The sequence below is a fragment of the Mucilaginibacter sp. OK098 genome, from assembly GCF_900142915.1.
GTDB lineage: Bacteria > Bacteroidota > Bacteroidia > Sphingobacteriales > Sphingobacteriaceae > Mucilaginibacter.
The window spans coordinates 541,262-563,243 of the sequence record NZ_FRCM01000005.1; the positions used below are offsets into that span (position 1 = coordinate 541,262).

Sequence of the window (21,982 nt, forward strand, 5' to 3'; positions counted from 1 at the left end):
CTTTTATTTACCAAGCTTCTCCAACATATCGTGTGGCACTTTTTCAAGATCGAGCACTAAGAAACCATCAAGACAATCGGCAAATTTAGGGTCGATATTAAAGCAGATAATTTTAGCATTCATAGCTATATACTGCCGCAGAAGTACCGGTACTTTCATGTTTCGGCTTTCAACTTCGCCAATCAAATTATCAAGTCCTTTAAAGTTGTCTTCACCAGCCATTAGCAGGTCTGTATCAATGCTTTCGAGGTTGACTTTGAATTTTTTGCGTGGTTTTACAAATTGTGCCATTTCATGATCAAAATGGTTCCGATTAATATAATCAACGATAAGTGATTTGGAGAAATTTGAAAAAGCATTACTAATACTTACAGGGCCAATAAGATAACGATAGCGTGGGTTATCCATTAAATATTTTATAATTCCTTTCCACAGCAAAAATAATGGCAATGGTTTTAGCTGGTATTCTTTACGGATCCATGAGCGGCCTAGCTCAATGCTCTTCTTTAATATCGGTGTAAACTGTGTCTTGATTTTAAATAATTCGGATATATAAAATCCTTTTTTTCCAATGCTGTAAAATATTTCATCGCCAAGGCCAAGGCGGTATGCGCCGACAATCATTTTAGTCTCAGTATCCCATATAAAAAGATGATGGTAATAAATATCAAACTCATCCAGGTCTGAAGGTTTATTAGTGCCTTCGCCTACTTCTCTGAAAGTTATTTCCCTTAAACGGCCAATTTCACGAATAACATTCGGGATCACTGATGTTGGCGTTATAAATATCTCATAATTCTTCTCTACCCAGATCCTGTAATTTTCGCGTAAAGGTTCTATCTCTTTTTCAAGTATTGCGGTATCAATTGCTGGCACAATAGCCTCAGGTAATTTTTTTATTTTAAATAAATTACGGGGATTGAAGATCTTTTTTTCATTCTCAAGTCCTGTTCCCAGTGCATAGGTCCGTGCCCGTAAGTAGTTAAGCAGTTTGGTGCTGTTGGTATAATCAGGAATATCCACCACGTTTATAGGCTTACCAATCCGCAATTTTATAGTATGGCCATGTTTGTTAAATAATTCTGACGGTAGTTTGGCGGTACGCAGCGCAGGGTGGATCAAACTAAGCAAGTTGAAAAGTAAACCATTGTTGCCGTGGAAATATATCGGCACAACAGGCACCTTTGCTTTGGCTATTATTTTACCAACAACCGGGTGCCACATCCTATCGGTAACTTCTTGTTTATCTACCTTGTAGGTTGATACCTCACCTGCCGGGAATATGCCAATTGGCGTTCCGTTAGCCAATAGCTCCAGCGTGTTTTTTAAACCGCTTATGCTTGATGAATGATCAACGTTTTCAAAAGGGTTTACCGCAATAAAATAATCGGCTAAATTGGGGATCTTTTTAAGCAGGAAGTTTGCCATCAGTTTGGCATCGGGCCTAACCATGCACAGCATCTTTAATAATACCATGCCCTCAATACCTCCGTAAGGGTGATTGGCAATGGCAATAAAGCTGCCTGTTTTTGGGATGTGCCTTAAATCCCGTTCATCAAACTCAACATCAATTCCGCAACCTTCCAAAATAGCATCAACAAATTCTGGTCCTACTTTGGGCTGTGCCTGGGCAAACAGTTCGTTCACCTGGTTAATTTTCATTAATTCCATCAATAAAGCTGCAAGGCCGGGCATCTTCAACTTATCCAGTTTTGTGGCTTTGGCAAACTCCTCTGTGGTAATTACTTTCATACTTATAAAATAAACCCTATTGCAAGGGAGATAAATATCCTGAAAAATTATTTAATTTAACCCTGATAAACCATTTAATGAAAACGCGGATAAAAAACTACCTGTCAATAACCAAAAAAGAATGGAACGGTATGGTAGTTCTTGTTGTTTTAATTGCATTGGTACTGGCTGCGCCCTATGGTTATCAGTTAATCCGCAAAGATAATACAATAAATTTTAAAGATTTTGATAAAGCAGTTGCGCAGCTAAACAAGGCCGGGAATAAAGCAGGCTATACGGCTGACAATGAAAATGCTGAACCAGATAAAAAGATCTCACAACCGGTTATGTTTCCTTTTAATCCCAATAACCTTACCATAATGCAATGGGAACAGCTTGGCCTCAGTGCCCGGCAAGCCGGTGTTATAAAGCATTATGAAGATAAAGGTGGCAGATTTTATACAAAGGAGGATTTAAAAAAGATCTATGCCATTACAACCGCCGATTACCAACGACTGGAACCTTATATCAAGATCCCCGAAGCAGTATACATTTCTAAAAAAGCTAAACCGGGTGAAATTATCGAGCTTAATACTGCCGATTCTGCTAAACTTACAGAATTAAAAGGGATAGGCCCGGGTTTCGCTGTGCAGATAATCAGGTACAGGGGCAGGCTTGGCGGCTTTTATCATAAAGAGCAGTTAAAGGAAGTTTATGGGATTGATTCTTTAAAATATGATGAGATCAGAAACCAGGTATCAGTAAATGCTCAAAGGATCAAAAAAGTAGATCTAAACACCATCTCTTTCAACCAGTTGCGGATTTTTCCCTATCTCAGCTATAAACAGGTGAATGCAATTATTGAGTATCGCAAACAGCATGGTAATTATACTTCCATGAATGATCTGAAAAACATTGTGCTGCTTGATGAAGGAATTTTACGTAAAATTGAACCATATTTAAGTTTTAAATGATAGCGCAGCAAATAAAATCGGCCATTCGTGATATACCTGATTTCCCAAAACCGGGGATCATCTTCAAAGATATTACCCCCATATTAAAAGATCCGAAACTGTGCGAAAACATAGTTAATGCCTTTGTGGAGCAATTGCAGGGGATCCGCATTGATGCAATTGCCGGGATAGAAAGTCGTGGGTTTTTATTTGGTTTAACCCTTGCCACAAAATTAGGTGTTCCGTTTATCCCGGTGCGCAAAGCCGGCAAGCTGCCCTTTACCATTAAACAAAAGGCTTACAAGCTAGAGTATGGCACCGCAACAATAGAACTGCATACCGATGCTTTTGAACCTGGGCAGCATATTTTAATTCATGATGATTTATTAGCAACCGGAGGTACAGCCCTTGCAGCCAGTGAATTGATTCAGGAAATGGGGGGCATAGTTGCCGGGTTTTCTTTTGTTGTAGGATTGGGGTTTTTGAATGGATTGGAGAGAATAACGCCCGTTTGTGATAAGGTGGTGGTGCTGGCGGAGTATTGAAGTGACAGAATTATTTAAAGATAAATACAGAATCCCACCGGCACGATTACAGACCTGGAATTATGCTGATAATGGCATGTATTTCATAACCATTTGTACTGCAAATCGGGAATGTTATTTTGGAGAAATCGTAGAGACGCGATGCTTCGCGTCTTTAACCGACATGCCTGAATATGAAATGCAATTAAATGATCTTGGAAGAACTGTGGAGGCCGAATGGCTGAAAACGGCAAAATTAAGGTCGGATATGAATTTGGAACTGGCTGAATACATTGTAATGCCCAATCATTTTCATGGAATTGCAATAATTGGAGAGAATAAATATAATACATCGGTGTATAATACTGATCGTGAATTAGAACCATCATATTTAGGCCTGGCGCAGTTAGACGCGAAGCATCGCGTCTCTACGGATCTAAATATTAATGATAATTCAAAAAATAAATTCGGTAGCCAATCTAAAAATTTAGCATCCATCCTTCGGGGTTTTAAATCGGCGGTAACAACTTACGCAAGGATAAACGATATCCCATTTAATTGGCAGCCTCGCTTTCATGATCATATTATTACCACAAATGCAGAATACCTTCGTATTGCAGATTATATTATAAATAACCCCAATAATTGGCAAAAGGATAAATTTTACAGGTAATATCGTAGAGACGCGATGCTTCGCGTCTAAAACCATTAAAGTAGCCATCATAATTAAAAGAAAATTTGTTTGGCTTGTGAAACATGTTGACAGCCTGTCCGCATTCAGACGCGAAGCATCGCGTCTCTACGCGATATTAAAAAAAATATTTTTTCATAAATGTTCTGTGCTAAAACACCCCTGTAATAACTAAACCTACTATTCATACCATATACCAAATCGTTCTCTTTTCGCGCAGTTTTTTAATGGAACTAATACATGATTTATTGTGTTACTTTGCTGTAAACCAATAATAAATACATGGATTCTTTATTAACTGACACATCTGCAGGATACGATTTTTCTATCAACGATAATCAAAAAATGATAGGCCAGATGGCCAAAGATTTTGCCGAAAAACACATCAAACCACACGTAATGGAATGGGACGAGGCGCAACATTTCCCGGTTGAGCTTTTTAAACAATTGGGCGAGCTGGGGATGATGAGCGTATTTGTGCCGGAAGAATACGGCGGCTCGGGATTTGGGTATTTTGAATATGTAACGGTTATTGTTGAAATTGCTAAGGTGTGCGGATCTATCGGTTTATCAGTAGCGGCACATAATTCTTTATGTACAGGCCACATCCTTGCATTTGGTAACGAGGAACAAAAGCACCGCTGGCTGCCAAAGCTGGCAACTGCCGAATGGATAGGGGCATGGGGGTTAACCGAAGCAAATACCGGTTCAGACGCGATGGGGATGAACACCACCGCTGTTTTAGATGGTGATCATTATATTGTAAATGGGTCAAAAAACTGGATCACACACGGTAAATCTGGTAACGTGGCGGTAGTGATGGTTCGTACAGGAAAAAAAGGCGATTCAAAAGGAATCTCGGCCCTGGTTATTGAAAAAGGAACCAAAGGGTTTACACATGGTAAAAAAGAAAACAAACTGGGCATGCGTGCATCAGAAACTACCGAACTGATATTTGATAACTGCCGGGTGCCAAAAGAAAATCTTTTAGGTAATGAAGGCGACGGCTTTAAACAGGCAATGAAGGTGCTGGATGGCGGCAGGATCTCTATTGCTGCTTTATCATTAGGCATTGCCAAAGGCGCTTTTGAAGCAGCATTAGCTTATTCAAAGGAAAGAAAGCAATTTGGACAGTCAATAAGTAATTTCCAGGGCATAGCCTTTAAACTGGCAGATATGGCTACAGAAATAGAAGCTGCGGAGCTATTAATTATGCAAGCTGCCGATCTAAAGAACAGGCATTTGCCGGTAACAAAACAATCGGCTATGGCGAAATACTATGCATCAGAAGTTGCCGTGCGTACAGCAACAGAAGCCGTACAGATCTTCGGCGGCTATGGCTATACCAAGGATTTTCCGGTTGAAAAGTACTATCGTGATGCAAAACTGTGTACAATAGGAGAGGGAACTTCAGAGATCCAAAAGATTGTTATCAGTAGGGAGATATTGAAGTAGATGAATGAGCTGAATAAGATTAATTAGGTTTAAGTTATCGAATGAAGATTTGCTTTAATTATAAAATCCTTAACTTTAGGTGTACGACTTAATACCCAACAACCGATCAATTAGTTATCCCACCATGAAAGAAACTCAACACAACCCAAGCCAACGCCGTGGTTTTCTAAAACAATTTTTAACCGGAGCAGCTGCATTAGGCGCCGGCATGTTGGCAAAACCGGCCGTTGTCGCTGCCGCTGAAAGATTAGCTTCTCCAGATATATCAGAGGCAGACGAATGGTTTAAACGCGTAAAGGGTAAGCACAAAATAATGTTCGACGTAACGGAGCCTCATGCCATATTTCCGTTTGCCTGGCCGCGTATATTTTTAATAACCAATGGCAAAACCGGCACGCCGCCCGAAGAATGTGGCGTTGTAGTGGTCTTACGTCATAGCGCCGCGGCCTATGCAATGGGAGACAAACTTTGGGAAAAGTATAAGTTTGGAGAGTTTTTTAAGATAAACGATGCGGATGGTAAAGCGCCTGCCACACATAATCCTTTCTGGCAACCCAAGCCCGGCACATATAAAGCCCCTGGGATCGGCGAAATTCAGATTGGTATTAACGAATTACAGGCAAGCGGTGTTATGTTCTGCGTTTGCGATGCAGCCCTGACAAGCCTTAGCGCAACTATCGCAGAAAAAACAAACCAGGATGCCGCGATTGTAAAAAAAGAATGGCTGGACGGACTTCTGCCGGGCGTTCAACTTGTACCATCAGGTGTTTGGGCAGTTGGGCGCGCACAGGAACGTGGATGTGCTTATTGTTTTGCCAGTTGAGATTGGTATATGGTTCTGAGAAACATACTTATTGTAGCTGCAATTTTAATTGCATGCCAGGCAGCTAATGCGTAGCAACTGCTTGCTGTAAACTCATTTCGGAGAGGGAGGATGGTTGACAAACCGGGTTGTTGTTTAAGCGTAAATCAAGACGATGTCAAATGGAGTGACAGTGAAGATATTATCTGGAGTAAAGCGGTAACGGTACGGTAATCAACAAGGCGAATCCTATTAACTTAATCAACTCAATCTAACCCAATCAACTATTTCAACAATCCCCTTTCATATTCAAAACTAAATGCTTACCTTTGCCCTCCCACGAAAGGAGGTATTTCAGGAATTATGATCATTATTAACGTAAAAGACGGCGAATCATTAGATAAAGCATTAAAACGCTTTAAGAAGAAATTTGAGAAGACAGGAGTTTTAAGAGAACTTCGTAGTCGCCAGGCATTTGAAAAGAAATCTGTGACCCGCCGTCACGTGGTTAAACATGCCATCTACAAGCAAAATATGAACTTAGAAGCAACCGTTTAATTCTTGAAAAAGAATTTTCGATTTTTCTAATCAATATAAAAAACTATTTGTACATTCATCATTCGGATGTACAAGTAGTTTTTATGTTTATAGCCCGTTTTATCCGTTATATTGAATTCGAAAAGCGGTATTCTCCGCATACGGTATCGGCCTATCAATCAGACCTTGACCAGTTTATTGCCTTTTTAAATAATCCCGATAAACTCATTCCGGCCCCGGCTCCCGAAATAACACATCCTTCACAAATTACGCATTATCATATCCGTAACTGGATGGTTGAGCTGATGAACCATCAAATTATAGCACGTTCCATCAACCGTAAAATTGCTACGCTCCGCAAATACTTTAAATTTTTGCTGCAGGAGGGTGTTATTGAAATTAACCCTTCGTCGAAAATAAATACACCCAAAGTCCCTAAAAACTTACCGGTTATAGTTGAGGATGTCAAACTAACGCAGATGCTTGATGAAAATGAGGTATTCAGTCATGATTTTAAGGGCCTGCGCGATAAGTTGGTGATCGAGATGCTGTTTGGTACTGGTATGCGGCTTTCGGAGCTTCTGGGCGTTAAGGACAGCGATATAAATACTTACGAGGGAACAATAAAAGTTTTAGGGAAGCGCAACAAGGAGCGTATTATCCCGGTAAATAATGAATTGAAATTATTAATAGCTGAATACCAGCAGTTAAAGAAAAAACAGGATTTTTCCGGTAACAATTCCTTAACCTTAGTCGTTACAGATAAAGGAGCAAATGCTTATTCAAAGCTCATTTATTTAATAGTGCAGAAATATCTATCATATATATCAACTCAAAATAAAAAGAGCCCGCATGTGTTGCGTCACACTTTTGCAACCAGCCTGTTAAACCGCGGTGCCGATTTAAATGCAATTAAAGAACTTTTGGGTCATGCCAATTTGAGTGCTACTCAAATATACACGCATAACTCAGTTGAACGGTTAAAGTCTATTTACAAACAAGCCCATCCAAAGGCGTAAAAAGGAGGAATCATGAAAATTACAGTGCAATCTATTCGTTTCAATGCAGACAAAAAATTATTGGATTTTATCCAGAAGAAGGCTGATAAGCTTGATACCTTTTATGATCACATTATTAGCGGTGAAGTTTATTTAAAGCTGGAGAATGTAGAAGACGAAGCCAATAAGATAACGGAGATTAAACTGATGCTGCCGGGAAGCCAAATGTTTGCCAAGGAGCAGTGCAAAACATTTGAAGAGGCCACAGATCTGGCGATCGAGAGCCTTAGAAAACAGATTGAAAAGCACAAACAGAAAAAAATTGCTACTGCCGAAGCTGCAAAAAAAGCAGTTTTACTGACGGTAACAGACGAATTTTGAACTTAATAAAGGTTATTTTTAAACGTAAATCGGTGGGTTTCAGCCTGCCGATTTTTTTTTAGAAAATAAATTTTGTTCAGCACTAAAAATGTGTAAATTTGCAATCCCTTTCGGAGAGGTATGTAAATGTTCTCTCGCTGTTGAAAGGGTTGGTTCTTTAAAATAAAAAATACAGCCTTATTAATTAGCCGGTACAATCCCGTAGATCAATAACGATCGGCGGAGGTAAGAAGGGTAATGATTTAAGCCTCCTTAGCTCAGCTGGTAGAGCGACTGACTTGTAATCAGTAGGTCATTGGTTCGATCCCGATAGGAGGCTCTGTTAATTTCGGATGAAGAATGTTTAGCTTCAACTTTGGACATTATGAGTCCGGAATCAACAAATGGGGGGATACCAGAGCGGTCAAATGGGGCGGACTGTAAATCCGCTGCTTCGGCTACGAAGGTTCGAATCCTTCTCCCCCCACTTTTTTAAGTTGGCAGTTTATAGTTGGCAGTTGACAGTAAGTTGATTGAAGACCATAGGCTGCTAACTTGATTAAAAAGGTTTTCGGAAAAGCAAATCAGGCTGGCACACTGCCAACTGAAAACTGCCAACCGCAAACTGAATTAAGCGGAAGTAGCTCAGTTGGTAGAGCGATAGCCTTCCAAGCTATAGGTCGCGAGTTCGAACCTCGTCTTCCGCTCAGCTGGTTTATTGGTTAGTTAGTTTATTTGTTCATTAGTAACTAAGCGGACAATACCAATGAACTACTGAACAAATGAACCAATGAGCTAAAACAATAGCCGACGTAGCTCAGGGGTAGAGCACTTCCTTGGTAAGGAAGAGGTCATGGGTTCAAATCCCATTGTTGGCTCAATATTATAGTGAATAAATAATAGAATACAATTTTAAGTATAAAATTAACCTACAAATAATTAAATATAATCATGGCAAAAGAAAAGTTTGACCGCAGTAAACCGCACTTAAACATCGGTACAATCGGTCACGTTGACCACGGTAAAACAACCCTTACCGCAGCTATTACTAAAGTATTGGCTGATAAAGGTTTCTCAGAAGCCCGTTCATTCGATTCAATCGACTCGGCTCCTGAAGAAAAAGAGCGTGGTATTACTATTAATACAGCGCACGTTGAGTATTCAACTGCAACCCGTCACTATGCTCACGTTGACTGTCCTGGTCACGCTGACTATGTGAAGAACATGGTTACAGGTGCGGCTCAAATGGACGGTGCTATCATCGTTGTTGCTGCTACTGATGGTCCAATGCCTCAAACTCGTGAGCACATCTTGTTAGCCCGCCAGGTTGGTGTGCCTTCATTAGTTGTGTTTATGAACAAAGTTGACATGGTTGATGATCCTGAATTATTAGAGTTAGTTGAAATGGAAATCCGTGAATTATTATCATTCTACGAATATCCTGGAGACGATATCCCAGTAATCCAAGGTTCAGCTCTTGGTGGCTTAAACGCTGATCCAAAATGGGTTGACAAAATTATGGAATTAATGGATGCAGTTGATGCACACATTCCAATTCCTCCGCGTTTAACTGATCTTCCATTCTTAATGCCTGTTGAAGACGTGTTCTCGATCACTGGTCGTGGTACTGTTGCAACTGGTCGTATTGAGCGTGGTGTTATCAACTCAGGTGAGCAGGTTGACATCCTTGGTATGGGTGCTGAAAACTTGAAATCAACTGTAACTGGTGTTGAGATGTTCCGCAAGATACTTGACAGAGGTGAAGCTGGTGACAACGTTGGTTTATTGTTACGTGGTATTGAAAAAACTGATATCCGTCGTGGTATGGTTATTTGCAAACCAGGTTCAGTAACTCCGCACACTGATTTCAAAGCAGAAGTTTACGTATTATCAAAAGCAGAAGGTGGCCGTCACACTCCATTCTTCAATAAATACCGTCCGCAATTCTATTTCCGTACAACAGACGTTACAGGTGAAATCACCTTAGCTGAAGGTGTAGAAATGGTTATGCCAGGTGATAACGTTACCATCACTGTAAAGCTGATCAACGCTATCGCAATGGAAAAAGGCTTACGTTTCGCTATCCGTGAAGGTGGCAGAACAGTAGGAGCTGGTCAGGTAACTGAAATTTTGAAATAATAAATTTCAAAAAGGTTAATTGGAAACATAAGTCTGCTACGCAAAATGCGGACTTATGTTTTCTTAGTTATAACATACGGGAATAGTTCAATGGTAGAATAGAGGTCTCCAAAACCTTTGATCAGGGTTCGAATCCTTGTTCCCGTGCATAACACAGAAAAGAAATGTCTAACGTATCTGAGTATATTAAAGAGTCCTACGTAGAGCTAACGGAAAAAGTAACCTGGCCAACCTGGAGAGAACTGCAAAGCAGCTCGATCTTAGTATTGATAGCAGCGCTTATTATTGCGTTAATTATATTATTTATGGATCAGAGCATACACTTTTTGCTTACACAGTTTTATTCTTCACTAACCTAATTTATATTATAAACAGATGAGTGATCAGTTAAAATGGTATGTGGTACGGGCTATAAGCGGTAAAGAGAAAAAGGTAAAAACATATATTGATGCCGAGATCAATCGTTTAGGTATTACGCACCTGGTTCCGCAGGTATTGATCCCAACAGAAAAATACTACCAGATGCGCGACGGAAAGAAAATTGCAAAAGAGCGCAATTTTTTCCCGGGTTATGTGTTAATTGAAGCTCAGCTTGATGCCGAAATAGAGCACATAATAAAAAATATAAATAGTGTTATAGGATTTTTGGGCGATAAAGCCGGAACTGCTATCCCTTTACGCCAGGCTGAAGTTAACCGTATTTTAGGTAAGGTTGATGAAATGAGCGCACAGGGCGAAACAATGAACGTACCTTATTATATAGGCGAGGGTGTAAAAGTGATGGACGGACCTTTCAACGGATTTAGCGGGGTGATTGAAGAGGTTAACGAGGAAAAGAAAAAATTAAAAGTAATGGTAAAGATTTTCGGGCGCCGTACGCCGCTTGAATTGAATTACATGCAGGTAGAGAAAGAATAAAGGAATTTCGGATTTCGGAATTGCGATTTCGGATTTGGAAATTAAAAATATACGATTTTGTTTTGAAGGTGTTAAATCCGAAATGGAACACCCGAAATCCGAAATCATCAAAATCTTAAATGTTACTTAGCTTCCACTTACTAACATTGAGTTATAATTTAAATAAATAAAAATGGCAAAAGAAGTCGGTGCGATGGTGAAGCTGCAGGTAAAGGGCGGCGCTGCAAATCCATCACCTCCAATTGGCCCAGCATTGGGTGCAAAAGGGGTGAACATTATGGAATTTTGCAAGCAGTTCAATGCGCGTACCCAGGATAAACCTGGTAAAGTGCTACCGGTAGTTATTACTGTCTATGTTGACAAATCTTTCGAATTTATTATCAAAACTCCTCCCGTTGCAATCCAGTTATTGGAAGCAACAGGTTTAAAGAGTGGTTCGGCAGAACCCAACCGTAAAAAGGTAGCCAGTGTAAACTGGGGCCAGGTTGAGACAATTGCCAAAGATAAAATGACTGATTTGAATGCATTCACAGTAGAATCAGCCATGAAAATGGTGGCAGGAACTGCCCGCAGTATGGGGATAACCGTATCAGGTACGGCACCCTGGAATTAATTAATTTATACAAATCAGTTTAAGACAGTGGCTAGATTAACAAAAAATCAAAAAGTGGCACTCTCCAAAATTGAGGTGAACAAAGCGTATTCTTTACAGGATGCATCATCTTTGGTAAAAGATATAACTATTGCCAAGTTTGATTCATCAGTTGATATTGATGTTCGTTTAGGTGTTGACCCGCGTAAAGCCAATCAAATGGTGCGTGGTATAGCAACATTACCTCATGGAACCGGTAAAACTGTACGTGTATTAGTTCTTTGTACTCCTGATAAGGAACAAGAAGCTAAAGACGCAGGTGCAGATTACGTAGGTTTGGATGATTATATTGCCAAAATTGAAGGTGGATGGACTGATGTTGATATCATTATCACTATGCCAAGCGTTATGGCGAAGGTAGGTCGTTTAGGTCGTATATTAGGCCCGCGTAACCTTATGCCAAACCCTAAATCAGGTACGGTAACTCCCGAAGTTGGGAAAGCTGTAACTGAGGTTAAAGGTGGTAAGATCGACTTCAAGGTTGATAAAACCGGTATTATCCATGCCTCAATAGGAAAAGTATCTTTCCCTGCTGATAAAATTTATGAAAATGCTTTGGAAGTATTGCAAACCATTTCAAAATTAAAACCTTCAGCAGCAAAAGGAACATATTTTAAGAGTATTCATATCTCTTCAACCATGTCGCCTGGAATTGAAATTGAAACTAAAACAGTAGCGGGGATCTAAATCATGACTAAAGAAGAAAAACACGAATTAGTAATCGCCCTTACTGAGCAAATGAAAGAGTATGGTAATTTTTATATTACCGATACTTCAAATTTGACAGTTGCAAAAATCAATAACATCCGTCGTAAATGTTTCGAAAGCGACATTGAGATGAAAGTAGCAAAAAACAGCCTGATTAAAAAGGCTATGGAAGCTGCCGGCGGCGATTTTACTCCAATGTATGACATATTAAAAGGGTCATCATCTATTCTTTTCTCAAAATCAGCAACTGCTCCGGCAAAGTTGATCAAACAGTTAAGAAAACAAGGTGATAAACCGGTTTTAAAAGCTGCCTACATTGATTCAGCAATATTTGTTGGAGATAATCAGATTGATACTTTGATTGCATTGAAATCAAAAGAACAACTGATAGGAGAGATCATCGGATTATTGCAATCACCAGCGAAGAACGTTATTTCGGCACTGCAATCAGGCGGAAATATACTTGCAGGCGTTGTAAAAACATTACAGGAAAGAGGTTAACCGGACGCCTTAAAGTTCGATATTAAAAAACAAAAAGCATTAAAAGTAAAATTTAAAATAAAATGGCGGATTTAAAAGCGTTTGCTGAACAGTTGGTAAACTTAACAGTAAAAGAAGTAAACGAATTAGCTCAGATCTTAAAAGATGAGTATGGTATTGAGCCTGCTGCTGCAGCTGTTGCTGTTGCTGCTGCTCCTGCTGGTGGCGATGATGCCCCTGCTGCTGAAGCTGTTCAAACAGCATTTGACGTTATCCTGAAAGAAGCAGGCGGCGCTAAATTAGCAGTTGTGAAATTAGTAAAAGACTTAACCGGCCTTGGTTTGAAAGAAGCTAAAGACTTAGTTGATGGTGCACCTAAAGAAGTAAAAACTGGTGTTACTAAAGAAGAAGCTGAATCTCTGAAAAAACAATTAGAAGAAGCCGGAGCAGTAGTTGAGGTTAAATAAGTTAACCCAATACAATATAGCATCAGACTCCGACCTTTTTGGTCGGGGTCTATTGCTGTTTATAATGATGAGATTTTAAGATGTGAGATATGAGATTTGAGATGTTTGCTTTGCCAGTCAGGTAAAATGCTTATTATCAGTTTTATACATCTCAAATCTCATGTCTCAAATCTCACATCTACCAACAAAACATCTACATCAGTTTATTAATAAACTAAAATTTTATTCCCTTGGCAAACAAAATCAATCAAAGAGTAAATTTTGCAACCAGCAGGAAAGTATTGGATTATCCAGATTTTCTTGATGTTCAGTTGCAATCTTTCCAGGAATTTTTTCAATTGGAAACTACCTCAGACAACCGTTATAAAGAAGGTTTGTTTAAAGTGTTTGCTGAAAATTTTCCTATCTCCGATTCAAGAAACATCTTCGTTTTAGAGTTTCTTGATTACTTTATTGATCCGCCACGTTATGATATACAGGAATGTATTGAACGCGGATTAACTTACAGTGTGCCTTTAAAAGCCAAGCTTCGCCTGTCATGTAATGATGAGGAGCACGAAGACTTTGAAACTATTGTACAGGATGTGTACCTGGGAACTATTCCCTACATGACACCTAAAGGTACCTTTGTTATCAACGGTGCTGAGCGTGTAATTGTATCTCAGCTGCACCGTTCACCAGGTGTGTTTTTTGGACAAAGCCGCCATACTAACGGTACTAAATTATACTCGGCCCGTGTAATTCCTTTTAAAGGATCATGGATTGAGTTTGCTACTGACGTTAATAACGTGATGTATGCATATATCGACCGTAAAAAGAAATTCCCGGTTACTACTTTATTGCGTGCAATTGGTTATGATTCTGATAAAGATATATTAGAGTTATTTGAATTGGCTGATGAGGTTAAAGTAAGCAAAAGTGGCTTAAAGAAATTTATCGGCCGCAAGCTTGCTGCAAGGGTATTGAAAAAATGGGTTGAAGACTTTGTGGATGAAGATACCGGCGAAGTTGTTTCTATTGACCGTAATGAGATCATCCTGGAGCGTGAAACTGTATTGGAAGACGATCACATCGATCAGATCATTGATGCAGGCGTAAAAACCATCATCCTTAACAAGGAAGATGCGGCTACCAGCGGTGACTATACTATTATATATAATACGTTACAAAAAGATACTTCAAACTCAGAAAAAGAAGCGGTTGAGCATATCTACCGTCAATTACGTAACGCTGAACCACCTGATGAGGAAACTGCACGTGGTATCATCGATCGTTTGTTCTTTTCTGATAAAAGATATGACCTGGGCGATGTGGGCCGTTACCGCATCAACCGTAAATTAAAACTGTCAACCTCTGATGAGACTAAGGTTTTAACCAAACAGGATATTATCGCGATTGTGAAATACCTGATCAAATTAATCAACTCAAAAGCTGAGGTGGATGATATTGATCACTTGTCAAACCGTCGTGTTCGTACTGTTGGTGAGCAGTTATATGCACAATTTGGTGTTGGTTTAGCACGTATGGCACGTACTATCCGTGAGCGTATGAACATTCGTGACAACGAGGTGTTCACACCAACCGACCTGATCAACGCACGTACACTATCATCGGTAATTAACTCGTTCTTCGGAACAAACCAGCTTTCACAGTTCATGGACCAAACCAACCCACTGGCAGAGATCACGCACAAGCGTCGTCTGTCAGCCCTGGGGCCCGGTGGTCTGTCACGTGAGCGTGCAGGTTTCGAGGTTCGTGACGTACACTATACCCACTACGGTAGGTTGTGTACCATTGAAACTCCGGAAGGACCGAACATTGGTTTGATCTCTTCACTTTGCGTACATGCCAAAATCAATAACTTAGGCTTTATTGAAACACCATACAAACGTGTGGTTGACGGTAAAGTACAGGTTCAGGAAGATGTTATCTATTTATCTGCAGAAGATGAAGACGGTAAAACTATCGGCCAGGCAAACGCGCATTATGATGATAAAGGTGTTTTTGCATTACCTAAGGTTAAAGCACGTTTCGAAGGTGACTTCCCGATCATTGATCCGGAAAAACTTGATTTAATGGATATTGCTCCAAACCAGATCACATCTATCGCGGCTTCATTAATTCCGTTTTTGGAACATGATGATGCTAACCGTGCATTGATGGGATCGAACATGCAGCGCCAGGCAGTGCCTTTATTGCGCCCTGAAGCGCCGATTGTTGGTACAGGTTTGGAAGGCCGTGTGGCAAAAGATTCACGTACGCTTATCAATGCTGAAGGCAACGGTGTTGTTGAATATGTTGATGCAACCGAAATAAGGATCCGTTATGACCGTAATGACCTTGATCGTTTGATCTCTTTTGATGGCGATACCAGGAGCTACCGTTTAACTAAGTTCAAGAAAACTAACCAGAGCACTACCATGAACCTTAAGCCTATTGTTAGAAAAGGCCAGAGGGTTGAAAAAGGAGAAGTGCTTTGCGAAGGATATGCAACACAGGCTGGGGAATTGGCATTAGGCCGTAACCTTAAGGTAGCGTTCATGCCTTGGCAGGGATATAACTTTGAGGATGCGATTGTTATCTCTGAACGTGTTGTATCACAGGATATATTCACTTCACTTCACGTTGAAGAATTTGAGCTTGAAGTGCGTGATACTAAACGTGGTGAGGAAGAATTAACCCCGGATATCCCTAACGTTTCAGAAGAAGCTACCAAAGACCTTGACGAAGACGGAATTATCCGTGTAGGCGCCGAGGTTAAAGAAGGCGATATCCTGATAGGTAAGATCACTCCAAAAGGTGAATCTGATCCTTCACCGGAAGAAAAACTGTTGCGTGCTATATTTGGTGATAAAGCAGGTGATGTTAAAGATGCATCGTTGAAAACGCCACCATCTATCGCAGGTGTTGTAATTGATACTAAATTATTCTCCCGTGCTAAAAAGACTTCAAAAGCTGAAGAAAAAGCACAATTGGAGAAATTAGATACCAAACATGACAAAGCAGTAAAAGATCTTAAAAATACTTTGATCGAGAAGTTATTTGAGATAGTGAACGGAAAAACATCACAAGGTGTTTACAACGTTTACAAAGAACTGCATGTACCTAAAGGTGTTAAATTTACTCAGAAAATTTTAGTTGAGCTTAGCTACGAAAATATCAACCCAACTAAATGGACAACTGATGATGATAAAAACGATCAGATAAAAACCTTGCTTCATAATTACAACATTAAAGTTAATGAAGAGCTGGGTGCTTACCGTCGTGATAAATTTGCTATCAGTGTGGGTGATGAGTTGCCATCAGGTATAGTTCAAATGGCTAAAGTTTACATCGCTAAAAAGCGTAAGCTTAAAGTGGGTGATAAAATGGCGGGCCGTCACGGTAATAAGGGTATTGTTGCGCGTATTGTACGTGACGAGGACATGCCTTTCCTTGAAGACGGAACACCGGTTGATATTGTGTTGAACCCGCTGGGTGTACCTTCACGTATGAACTTAGGCCAGATCTATGAAACTGTATTAGGCTGGGCCGGTAAAGAGCTTGGAATTAAATTTGCTACTCCTATTTTCGATGGTGCAAGCCATGAAGAAGTGGAAGAATGGGTTAAAAAGGCAAACTTACCTGAATCAGGCCGTACCTATTTATACAATGGTTTAACAGGTGACCGTTTCGACCAGCAAACAACTGTAGGTATAATCTACATGCTGAAACTGGGCCACATGGTTGATGACAAGATGCACGCACGTTCAATTGGGCCATATTCATTAATTACACAACAGCCATTGGGTGGTAAAGCCCAGTTTGGTGGTCAGCGTTTTGGTGAGATGGAGGTTTGGGCACTGGAAGCATTTGGTGCATCAAACATTCTGCAGGAAATATTGACTGTAAAATCTGATGATGTTATTGGCCGTGCCAAAACATACGAAGCTATTGTTAAAGGCGAAAACCTGCCAACACCATCGGTTCCTGAATCATTCAACGTATTGGTTCATGAATTAAGAGGTTTAGGTTTGGATATCACATTAGAATAAGGTAAAAGGATAAAGGTAAAAGGTGAAAGGCAGAAATGTCAATACCTTTTACCTTTCACCTTTCGCCCTTCACCTTCAAAAAAAAGAAAGAATTTATGTCTTACAAAAAGGATAATAAAATCAAGAGTAATTTCACCACTATTACCATCAGTTTAGCTTCTCCGGAATCTATCCTGGAGCGTTCGAGCGGTGAAGTTTTAAAACCTGAAACCATTAACTACAGGACCTACAAGCCTGAGCGTGATGGTTTGTTCTGCGAGCGTATTTTTGGTCCGGTTAAAGATTATGAGTGCCATTGCGGTAAATACAAACGTATCCGTTACAAGGGTATAGTTTGTGATCGTTGCGGTGTTGAAGTAACTGAGAAAAAAGTACGTCGTGAGCGTATGGGGCACATCAATTTGGTGGTTCCTGTTGCGCACATCTGGTATTTCCGTTCGTTACCAAATAAAATTGGTTACTTATTGGGCCTACCAACAAAAAGATTGGATCTGATCATTTACTACGAACGTTATGTAGTAATCCAACCTGGTATTAAAGAAGCTGACGGAATCAACAAAATGGATTTCCTTACAGAAGAAGAATACCTTGACGTATTGGATACCCTTCCAAAAGAAAACCAATACCTGGACGATAAAGATCCGCAAAAATTTGTGGCTAAAATGGGCGCCGAGGCATTAGAGGAGTTATTAAAACGCCTTGACCTTGACGAATTATCATTTAGCTTACGTCACCAGGCTGCCAATGAAACCTCACAACAACGTAAAAACGAAGCTTTAAAACGTTTACAGGTTGTTGAAGCTTTCCGCGATGCAAAAACCAGAATTGAGAATAACCCTGAGTGGATGATCGTTAAGATCGTTCCGGTTATCCCGCCTGAATTGCGTCCGTTAGTACCATTGGAAGGTGGCCGTTTTGCAACCTCAGATTTAAATGACCTTTACCGTCGTGTAATTATCCGTAACAATCGTTTAAAGCGTTTGATCGAGATAAAAGCGCCGGAAGTTATATTACGTAACGAAAAACGTATGTTACAGGAAGCTGTTGACTCGTTGTTCGATAACTCACGTAAAGTAAACGCGGTTAAAACCGAAGGTAACCGTGCATTGAAATCACTTTCAGACATCCTGAAAGGTAAGCAAGGCCGTTTCCGTCAAAACTTATTAGGTAAACGTGTTGATTATTCAGCCCGTTCTGTAATTGTTGTAGGTCCAAACCTTAAATTACACGAGTGCGGTTTACCAAAAGATATGGCTGCCGAGTTGTTTAAACCATTTATCATCCGCAAAATGATTGAGCGTGGTGTGGTTAAAACAGTAAAATCTGCCAAAAAGATTGTTGACCGTAAAGACCCATTAGTTTGGGACATTTTGGAAAACGTATTAAAAGGCCACCCTGTATTATTAAACCGTGCGCCTACGCTGCACCGTTTAGGGATCCAGGCATTTCAGCCAAAACTGGTTGAAGGTAAGGCTATCCAATTGCACCCGTTAACCTGTACCGCCTTTAACGCGGATTTTGACGGTGACCAGATGGCTGTGCACGTACCACTAGGTAACGCAGCAATTTTGGAAGCCCAGGTTTTAATGCTTGCATCACACAACATCCTTAACCCTGCCAACGGAACACCTATTACAGTTCCATCGCAGGACATGGTGCTTGGTTTGTACTACATAACCAAAGGCCGTAAAACTGATGCTGAACGTGTTGTAAAAGGTGAAGGTTTAACTTTCTATTCTTCTGAAGAAGTAATTATAGCTTACAACGAACGTAAGATTGACCTGCATGCCTTTATTAAGGTTAAAGGAATGATCAAAGAACGTGACGGACATATTGTAAGCAAAATTATTGATACAACTGTTGGCCGTGTGTTATTTAATGAGCATGTTCCGGTTGAGGTAGGTTATATTAATGAGCTGCTTACCAAAAAATCATTACGTGATATTATTGGCGAGGTAGTAAAAATTACCGGTATGGCGCGCGCTGCCCAGTTCCTTGATGATATTAAGGAATTAGGTTTCAGAATGGCATTCCAGGGTGGTTTATCATTTAACCTGAAGGATATTAACATCCCTGATGAAAAAGTTACGCTGATAGCACAGGCTTCAAAACAAGTTGAAGAGGTGATGGGTAACTACAACATGGGCTTTATTACCAATAACGAACGTTATAACCAGATCATCGATATTTGGACCCGTATCAACAACCGCTTAACTGCGAATGTGATGGAAATCCTGTCGTCTGATAATCAAGGTTTCAACTCGGTTTATATGATGCTTGATTCAGGAGCCCGTGGTTCTAAAGAGCAGATCCGTCAGCTTGCAGGTATGCGTGGTTTGATGGCTAAGCCTCAAAAATCAGGTTCAGGTGGTGAGATCATTGAAAACCCGATCCTTTCAAACTTTAAGGAAGGTTTGTCAGTATTGGAGTACTTTATCTCAACTCACGGTGCACGTAAAGGTTTGGCAGATACGGCGTTAAAAACAGCTGATGCTGGTTACTTAACCCGTAGGTTGCATGACGTTGCCCAGGATATGATTGTTGGTACAGTTGATTGCGGTACTCTAAGAGGGATCTATACTACAGCCCTTAAAGATAACGAGGATATTGTTGAACCATTATACGATCGTATTTTAGGCCGTACCTCTTTACATGATGTGCTAGACCCTATTACTAATACCTTATTAGTATCAGCAGGCCAGGACATTACAGAAGAGATTGGTAAAAATATAGAAAATTCTCCGTTAGAAGGTATCGAGATTCGTTCGGTATTAACCTGCGAAAGCAAACGCGGTGTATGTGCATTATGTTACGGACGTAACCTTGCAAGCGGTAAACGCGTGCAAAAAGGTGAAGCTGTTGGTGTAATTGCTGCACAGTCTATCGGTGAGCCGGGTACACAGTTAACATTACGTACATTCCACGTGGGTGGTACTGCATCAAACATTGCAGCTGAATCACAGATCAACGCAAGGTTTGAAGGTATCATTGAATTTGAAAACGTTCGTACAGTTGAATACAAAACCGAAGACGGTTTGGTAGAGGTTGTATTAGGTCGTTCAGGCGAATTCAGGATAGTTGAAGAGGGAACCAATAAAGTTATTGTTACCAACAACATTCCTTACGGTGCATACTTGTATGTGAAGGATGGCAGCAAGATAGCCAAAGGCGATCGGATCTGTTCATGGGATCCATACAATGCGGTAATTATATCTGAATTTGCGGGTGTTGCCAAGTTTGAAGCTGTTTTGGAAGGTATTACTTTCCGTGAAGAATCAGACGAGCAAACAGGTCACCGTGAAAAGGTAATCATCGATACAAGAGATAAAACAAAGAACCCGGTTATCCAGGTTGCTGATAATAAAGGAAACATCATTAAAGGATATAACATCCCGGTAGGTGCCCACATTGCAGTTGACGAAAACGAAAAACTACAAACAGGGCAGGTTATTGCTAAAATACCTCGTTCAACAGGTAAAACCCGTGATATTACAGGTGGTTTACCACGTGTAACCGAGTTGTTTGAAGCACGTAACCCATCAAACCCTGCTGTAGTAACTGAAATTGATGGTGTGGTAACTTTAGGTGGTGTTAAACGTGGTAACCGCGAGATCACCATTGAATCAAAAGACGGCCAGGTTAAAAAATACCTTGTTCCATTGTCAAAACACATCCTTGTACAGGATAATGACTTTGTGAAAGCTGGTATGCCATTGTCTGACGGTTCAATTTCACCTGCTGATATACTTGCAATTAAGGGCCCTGCTGCAGTGCAGGAATACCTGGTAAATGGTATTCAGGAAGTTTACCGTTTGCAGGGTGTGAAGATCAACGATAAGCACTTTGAAGTGATCGTTCACCAGATGATGCAGAAGGTAGCTATTGAAGATGCCGGCGATACCCGTTTCCTTGAAAGAGAAGCTGTTGACAGTTGGGATTTTATGCTTGAGAATGATGACATCTTTGATAAAAAGGTTGTTACAGAACCAGGCGACTCAACAAGTTTAAAATCTGGCCAGATTGTTTCAGTAAGAAGGCTGCGTGACGAAAACTCAATTTTAAAACGTAAAGATTTAAAATTAGTTGAAGTGCGTGATGCTATTGCTGCAACGTCAAGCCCTATGTTACAGGGTATAACCAGGGCTTCGTTAGGTACTAAGTCGTTTATCTCGGCAGCATCGTTCCAGGAAACTACAAAAGTTCTGAACGAAGCAGCAATAGCGGGTAAAAAAGATTTAATGCTTGGTTTGAAAGAGAATGTTATAGTAGGTCACCTAATTCCATCAGGAACCGGTTTACGCGAATACGAAAATATCCGTGTAGGTTCACAAGAAGAATTTGACCGCTTAATGGCTTCAAAAGCTGAAGAAGTAGAAGCATAAGCAAATAAACTTTATAATTATAAAGCCTTCCTTTTAAAGGAAGGCTTTTTTTATTATAGAACAAGTTAAAAACCAATACTGGTACAATCATCCGTCAAATTTGGTTATGACAAAAAGTTTATATAAAATCAAAGTCCGTATCTTTATATTT

General features: G+C 40.2%; 18 protein-coding genes and 5 tRNA genes. 22 read left to right on the forward strand and 1 reads right to left on the reverse strand.

What is annotated here, in order from left to right:
- Window positions 1-3 precede the first annotated feature (3 nt).
- Entirely contained in the window at window positions 4-1,752 is a 1,749-nt protein-coding gene (locus tag BUE31_RS19055; protein ID WP_073405408.1) for a lysophospholipid acyltransferase family protein, read from the reverse strand.
- A gap of 77 nt (window positions 1,753-1,829) precedes the next feature.
- Between BUE31_RS19055 and BUE31_RS19060 the strand changes: the two genes are divergently transcribed.
- From BUE31_RS19060 to rpoC, 22 genes are all read left to right on the forward strand, one after another.
- Window positions 1,830-2,705 (forward strand): ComEA family DNA-binding protein, encoded by an 876-nt coding sequence (locus BUE31_RS19060; protein WP_073405409.1) that lies wholly within the window; start codon window positions 1,830-1,832, stop codon window positions 2,703-2,705.
- On the forward strand, window positions 2,702-3,229 hold the full coding sequence (locus tag BUE31_RS19065; RefSeq protein ID WP_073405410.1) for an adenine phosphoribosyltransferase: 528 nt from the start codon (window positions 2,702-2,704) through the stop codon (window positions 3,227-3,229). Before BUE31_RS19060 ends, BUE31_RS19065 begins: the two co-directional genes overlap by 4 nt.
- A gap of 163 nt (window positions 3,230-3,392) precedes the next feature.
- Window positions 3,393-3,881, forward strand: coding sequence for a transposase (locus tag BUE31_RS19070; RefSeq protein WP_200801953.1), 489 nt, complete (start codon window positions 3,393-3,395; stop codon window positions 3,879-3,881).
- Window positions 3,882-4,181: 300 nt separating this feature from the next.
- A complete protein-coding gene (locus BUE31_RS19075; RefSeq protein WP_073405412.1) occupies window positions 4,182-5,354 on the forward strand; it encodes an acyl-CoA dehydrogenase in 1,173 nt (390 codons plus the stop codon).
- A 124-nt stretch (window positions 5,355-5,478) separates the two neighbouring features.
- Window positions 5,479-6,177, forward strand: a complete 699-nt coding sequence (locus tag BUE31_RS19080) for a hypothetical protein (protein WP_073405413.1) — start codon at window positions 5,479-5,481, stop codon at window positions 6,175-6,177.
- 342 nt (window positions 6,178-6,519) lie between these two features.
- Entirely contained in the window at window positions 6,520-6,714 is a 195-nt protein-coding gene (gene rpsU / locus BUE31_RS19085; protein WP_073405414.1) for a 30S ribosomal protein S21, read from the forward strand.
- Window positions 6,715-6,797: 83 nt separating this feature from the next.
- On the forward strand, window positions 6,798-7,712 hold the full coding sequence (locus BUE31_RS19090; RefSeq protein ID WP_073405415.1) for a tyrosine-type recombinase/integrase: 915 nt from the start codon (window positions 6,798-6,800) through the stop codon (window positions 7,710-7,712).
- Between the two features lie 12 nt (window positions 7,713-7,724).
- Entirely contained in the window at window positions 7,725-8,072 is a 348-nt protein-coding gene (gene hpf / locus BUE31_RS19095) for a ribosome hibernation-promoting factor, HPF/YfiA family (RefSeq protein WP_073405416.1), read from the forward strand.
- Between the two features lie 246 nt (window positions 8,073-8,318).
- Window positions 8,319-8,391, forward strand: a tRNA-Thr gene (locus BUE31_RS19100).
- 66 nt (window positions 8,392-8,457) lie between these two features.
- Window positions 8,458-8,538 (forward strand) — tRNA-Tyr (locus BUE31_RS19105).
- Window positions 8,539-8,685: 147 nt separating this feature from the next.
- Window positions 8,686-8,758: transfer RNA gene (locus BUE31_RS19110), tRNA-Gly, on the forward strand.
- Between the two features lie 99 nt (window positions 8,759-8,857).
- Window positions 8,858-8,929, forward strand: a tRNA-Thr gene (locus BUE31_RS19115).
- A gap of 73 nt (window positions 8,930-9,002) precedes the next feature.
- Window positions 9,003-10,190 carry an elongation factor Tu gene (gene tuf / locus BUE31_RS19120; protein WP_073405417.1) on the forward strand — a complete coding sequence of 396 codons (1,188 nt, stop codon included), beginning with the start codon at window positions 9,003-9,005 and terminating at the stop codon, window positions 10,188-10,190.
- A 76-nt stretch (window positions 10,191-10,266) separates the two neighbouring features.
- Window positions 10,267-10,337: transfer RNA gene (locus BUE31_RS19125), tRNA-Trp, on the forward strand.
- Between the two features lie 17 nt (window positions 10,338-10,354).
- Window positions 10,355-10,549, forward strand: coding sequence for a preprotein translocase subunit SecE (gene secE, locus BUE31_RS19130; RefSeq protein WP_073405418.1), 195 nt, complete (start codon window positions 10,355-10,357; stop codon window positions 10,547-10,549).
- Between the two features lie 16 nt (window positions 10,550-10,565).
- Complete coding sequence (gene nusG / locus BUE31_RS19135; protein ID WP_073405419.1) at window positions 10,566-11,108, forward strand: transcription termination/antitermination protein NusG; 543 nt, start codon at window positions 10,566-10,568, stop codon at window positions 11,106-11,108.
- 172 nt (window positions 11,109-11,280) lie between these two features.
- On the forward strand, window positions 11,281-11,721 hold the full coding sequence (gene rplK, locus BUE31_RS19140; protein ID WP_073405420.1) for a 50S ribosomal protein L11: 441 nt from the start codon (window positions 11,281-11,283) through the stop codon (window positions 11,719-11,721).
- 27 nt (window positions 11,722-11,748) lie between these two features.
- The gene (rplA, locus tag BUE31_RS19145; protein ID WP_073405421.1) at window positions 11,749-12,447 is read left to right on the forward strand and encodes a 50S ribosomal protein L1; all 699 of its coding nucleotides are present in this window, start codon (window positions 11,749-11,751) and stop codon (window positions 12,445-12,447) included.
- Window positions 12,448-12,450: 3 nt separating this feature from the next.
- On the forward strand, window positions 12,451-12,969 hold the full coding sequence (gene rplJ / locus BUE31_RS19150) for a 50S ribosomal protein L10 (RefSeq protein WP_073405422.1): 519 nt from the start codon (window positions 12,451-12,453) through the stop codon (window positions 12,967-12,969).
- Window positions 12,970-13,031: 62 nt separating this feature from the next.
- Complete coding sequence (gene rplL, locus BUE31_RS19155) at window positions 13,032-13,415, forward strand: 50S ribosomal protein L7/L12 (RefSeq protein ID WP_073405423.1); 384 nt, start codon at window positions 13,032-13,034, stop codon at window positions 13,413-13,415.
- Window positions 13,416-13,645: 230 nt separating this feature from the next.
- Complete coding sequence (rpoB, locus tag BUE31_RS19160) at window positions 13,646-17,449, forward strand: DNA-directed RNA polymerase subunit beta (protein WP_073405424.1); 3,804 nt, start codon at window positions 13,646-13,648, stop codon at window positions 17,447-17,449.
- A gap of 95 nt (window positions 17,450-17,544) precedes the next feature.
- Window positions 17,545-21,831 carry a DNA-directed RNA polymerase subunit beta' gene (gene rpoC, locus BUE31_RS19165; RefSeq protein ID WP_073405425.1) on the forward strand — a complete coding sequence of 1,429 codons (4,287 nt, stop codon included), beginning with the start codon at window positions 17,545-17,547 and terminating at the stop codon, window positions 21,829-21,831.
- Window positions 21,832-21,982: the final 151 nt, after the last annotated feature.